We start from the raw sequence: 3670 nt of genomic DNA, 5'->3' as shown, positions 1-3670 counted from the left end.
ATCTATTTTGTTTGTTTTTATTTTATATGCATATTTATGTCGGGCAGAGGGCAGCCCGACCTACGCGTATTTATGAAAATTCTACTGGGTCATTATCAATCTCAATTAGAGGAGAGTTTATAGCATGAAGTGCCTTAAGCAATGGCATTCGTTTTTCACACCTCAGCAAAATATGATACCTATACTTATTGGCAATCCTCTCCACAGGAGCCTTACCATGCCCCACTATCTCCACAGCAGAAAACTCCTTTAATTTCATCACCGTATCAAGAGCAATTTTAGAAGCTTTCTCATCTTTAACATGCGAAATCAAAATCCTAGCCAAGGAGACAAAAGGAGGATAAAAATCTCTTACAAACTCCATCTCATCTTTTAAAAACTCCTCATAATCATTTAGATAGAGCTTAAAAAAATCAGCATTAGAAGATTGTATCAAAACATTGGCACTCTTAGCCCTTCCTGAACGCCCTGCAATCTGAATCAACAAACTCATCGCCCTCTCTCTAGCTCTATAATCACTTAAACCCAAAATATAATCTAATCCTAAAATAATACTAAGCGTGATATTGGCATAGTCATGCCCTTTACTAAGCATCTGTGTACCAAGCAAAAGGTGACTCTCTTTGGACTCAAACCGTTTCAGAGCCTTTTTAAGCTTACTAGCTGTAGTAATACTATCCCTATCAAACTGCTCAATAACAATATCTTTAATAGAACTATTTATCATCTCTTTAGCCTCAACAGTTCCCATCCGTTCACTACTCATTGGAGTGTGACCACAATAGGTACAACTCTCTCTAATAGCCTCCGTATAGTTACAGTAGTGACACTTTAGATGTCGCACATAACGATGCAGTGCCATCCCCACCGAACAGTAGGGACAGAGATGAGTCTTTCCACACTTTTTGCAATATAGATATTTGAAATTTCCCCGTGTAGGTACAAATAGAAGTGACTGCTCCCCTGCCCTAAAATTTTCATCTATCTTTTTTATCATCCCATTAGTCAGAGTTGAACCCTTGACAAAATAGTAGTTTTTTTGAGTCTCTATAAAAGGCTTTTTGAGTCTGACTATAGGATATTTATGATAAGAGCTTAAAGATGGCGTGGCACTTGCTAAAACGACCTTAGCCCCTAATTTACTACCCATATAGATAGCCATATCTCTAGCGTGATAACGAGGTTTCATCATAGATTTGTAGCTATCATCATGCTCCTCATCTACGATTATTAAACCTATATTTTCAATTGGAGTAAATAGAGCCGACCTTGCCCCTGCTACGATGTCCACATCTCCACTATAGATAGACTCTAATATTTTATCTTTCTGTTTTTTGGTTAACTTAGAATGCCACATCACTACTCTTTTGCCAAAATATTTTTCTAATCTATTTTGCATCTGTGGAGTTAGAGATATTTCAGGCATAAGAAAGATACACTGTTTTCCCTCTTCAATGTTTTTTGCCATTAGAGAGATAAATATTTCTGTTTTTCCTGAACCTGTTACGCCAAAGAGTAAAGCTCTATCTTTTTTTAATAATCTCTTATATGCTCGTTGTTGATCTGCAGATAATGTTGGCAACGCGTAGGTCGGGCTGCCCCCTACCCGACACTCTACACCATCTTTCTCTTTTTGCAATTTTTTATTGTCGGGCAGAGGGCAGCCCGACCTACAAAATGGTATAAACAACGCAATCGCCTCACCCAAAGAGCTAAAATAATATTCAGAAATAAACTTAGCAATCTCAATCTGTTTAGAATCATAATATGTATCTAAAATACTGTTTATAACAGAAGTCTCAAACTCCTCAGGCTTCTCAACCTCATCAAGAACCATCGCCAATTTAACTTTAGAATGAACAGGAACCTCTACCAGTTGACCTATTTGAAGTGGTTTATCATAATGATAAGTAAGTATTGGTGCAGATGAACGATAGAGGGTTACTTGGAAGTAGTAGATAAAAATCTCCTCAATTAAAAATCAAAGAAGATTATACCATAAAATCAACGAGTCAACTGCTGACAACCATCGGTAGCATCATTACAAACAAAACGACCATTAACTATATTAAAATCAACATTGCCAATTGAACCCCCATGGTATCGATAAGTACCTCCTGTTAATGACCAATTACCTTTGTTTGTACTGTTCAGCTCACGATACTCTAAAACCATTGGCAGAGTAATATTCGCATCAAAATTACCAAAAACTACCCCTGCATTACCACCTACAGCAGTAATCGGGTCGAAATTACCACGAAGTATTCGTTTCTGTCTCTCCATAGCAATTGCATTTCTAACTGATGCTACCATCGTCCTAGCTTTTGCAACCTCTGCATCATCTCTAGTCGCTGCCAATCTTGGAATAGCTACGGAAGCTAATATTCCTATAATTACTATTACAAATACTAACTCTATCATTGTAAACGCTTTTTTATTTTTCATATAATTTATCCTTCTATTTTAATAAACTACTGCATTCCCTGCAATAACAAAATCAGAACTTATATTAGGTATCAGCTCTCTTACCCCTTTGCAGATAACTCCTCCTCCTAAACCATTTGAGTACTCTAAAGTAACTCTACTAATATCTGAATCATTAATAGTTAAAACTTTACACACCTCTCCACCACTATCTGTATCTATAAATTGTATACTTTTATTATTAACTACTTTAATAGTATAGTCAGGTGACAACTCTGTAATAGTACTTGATACACTCTCTAACTCTTGTTGATTTTGAGGTATACGATTTTGTGAAATAATGGATAGGATAATCTCTGATTGTGTTGTTTGAATAGCTTTTGTAAGTTTTGCAATCTTTGCATCAGCCCTAGTAACTGCAAGTTTTGGAAGAGCAATAAGTGACAAAATACCTACAATAACAATAACAAAAATTATCTCAATCATTGTAAATGCTTTTTTTGTTCTATTCATATGTCAGCTTTGTCTATTTTATATTTTTAAGTTCAATTAGATTTAAACTTAAGAATATAAAATGTATCTCTATATAAGATAGAGATACACTAAATTAAGAATTATTAGTAAGTTACTTGACTACCACCAATTGTGATATTAGTATCTTGTACCAAACCATCTACACCACGACAAATTGCTGTTCCAGTAGTCTGTACAGTTAGTTGCAACTCTACAGTATCTGTAGTTCTATTACCAGATATAACAAGACTTTTACATATTACATTTCCACCATCTGTATCAATGAAATCAATAGTAGTTGTGTTAATATCTGCACTACTAATATTAATATCTTCACTTAGAACACCCTCTGCAATAGTATTAGAGTAGTCTACAACAGCTGCTCGTATTTGTGCTGCATCTCCTGCATCATTTGGAATATCATTTGTAGCGATCATTCTAGCAGATAGCTCACTTTTTGCAGTCTGAATAGCATTTGCCATCTTAGAAATCTTAGCATCATCTCTAGTAGCTGCCAATCGTGGAATAGCCACTGCTGCCAAAATACCAATAATTACAATTACAAAGATTAATTCAATCATTGTAAAACCTTTTCTCATCTGAGGGTTGTTAGTTGTTGTTGTGTTTGTCATAAAATACTCCTTAAATTTTTTAGTTACAATCTGTTTTTTATGAAACATTCAAATTATAGAGTAAAATCGTTTATAAAATTCTTAAACTATTAAAATATTTT

Annotated in this window: 4 protein-coding genes; all 4 read right to left on the bottom strand. The window is 34.9% G+C overall.

Annotated features, from left to right (window positions below; all coding sequences use genetic code 11):
- Positions 1-70: 70 nt before the first annotated feature.
- Positions 71-1960: a primosomal protein N' gene (locus GSY74_RS09085; protein ID WP_164664787.1), complete on the bottom strand. Its 1890-nt coding sequence runs from the start codon at positions 1958-1960 to the stop codon at positions 71-73.
- Positions 1961-2004: 44 nt separating this feature from the next.
- Positions 2005-2445 (bottom strand): type II secretion system protein, encoded by a 441-nt coding sequence (locus GSY74_RS10935; RefSeq protein ID WP_255494594.1) that lies wholly within the window; start codon positions 2443-2445, stop codon positions 2005-2007.
- 18 nt (positions 2446-2463) lie between these two features.
- On the bottom strand, positions 2464-2937 hold the full coding sequence (locus tag GSY74_RS09075; protein ID WP_164664786.1) for a prepilin-type N-terminal cleavage/methylation domain-containing protein: 474 nt from the start codon (positions 2935-2937) through the stop codon (positions 2464-2466).
- Between the two features lie 104 nt (positions 2938-3041).
- Positions 3042-3536 carry a type II secretion system protein gene (locus GSY74_RS10930; protein WP_255494595.1) on the bottom strand — a complete coding sequence of 165 codons (495 nt, stop codon included), beginning with the start codon at positions 3534-3536 and terminating at the stop codon, positions 3042-3044.
- Positions 3537-3670 lie beyond the last annotated feature (134 nt).

Origin of the sequence: Sulfurovum sp. bin170 (genome assembly GCF_010892395.1) — a bacterium.
GTDB lineage: Bacteria > Campylobacterota > Campylobacteria > Campylobacterales > Sulfurovaceae > UBA1140.
Note: the sequence above shows the minus strand (reverse complement) of the source record. Positions and strands in the feature narration are given on the sequence as shown.

Coding starts and splice junctions, on each gene's coding strand:
- GSY74_RS10935 (WP_255494594.1), bottom strand. CDS start 2,445: ATGAAAAATAAAAAAGCGTTTACAATGATAGAGTTAGTATTTGTAATA.
- GSY74_RS09075 (WP_164664786.1), bottom strand. CDS start 2,937: ATGAATAGAACAAAAAAAGCATTTACAATGATTGAGATAATTTTTGTT.
- GSY74_RS10930 (WP_255494595.1), bottom strand. CDS start 3,536: ATGAGAAAAGGTTTTACAATGATTGAATTAATCTTTGTAATTGTAATT.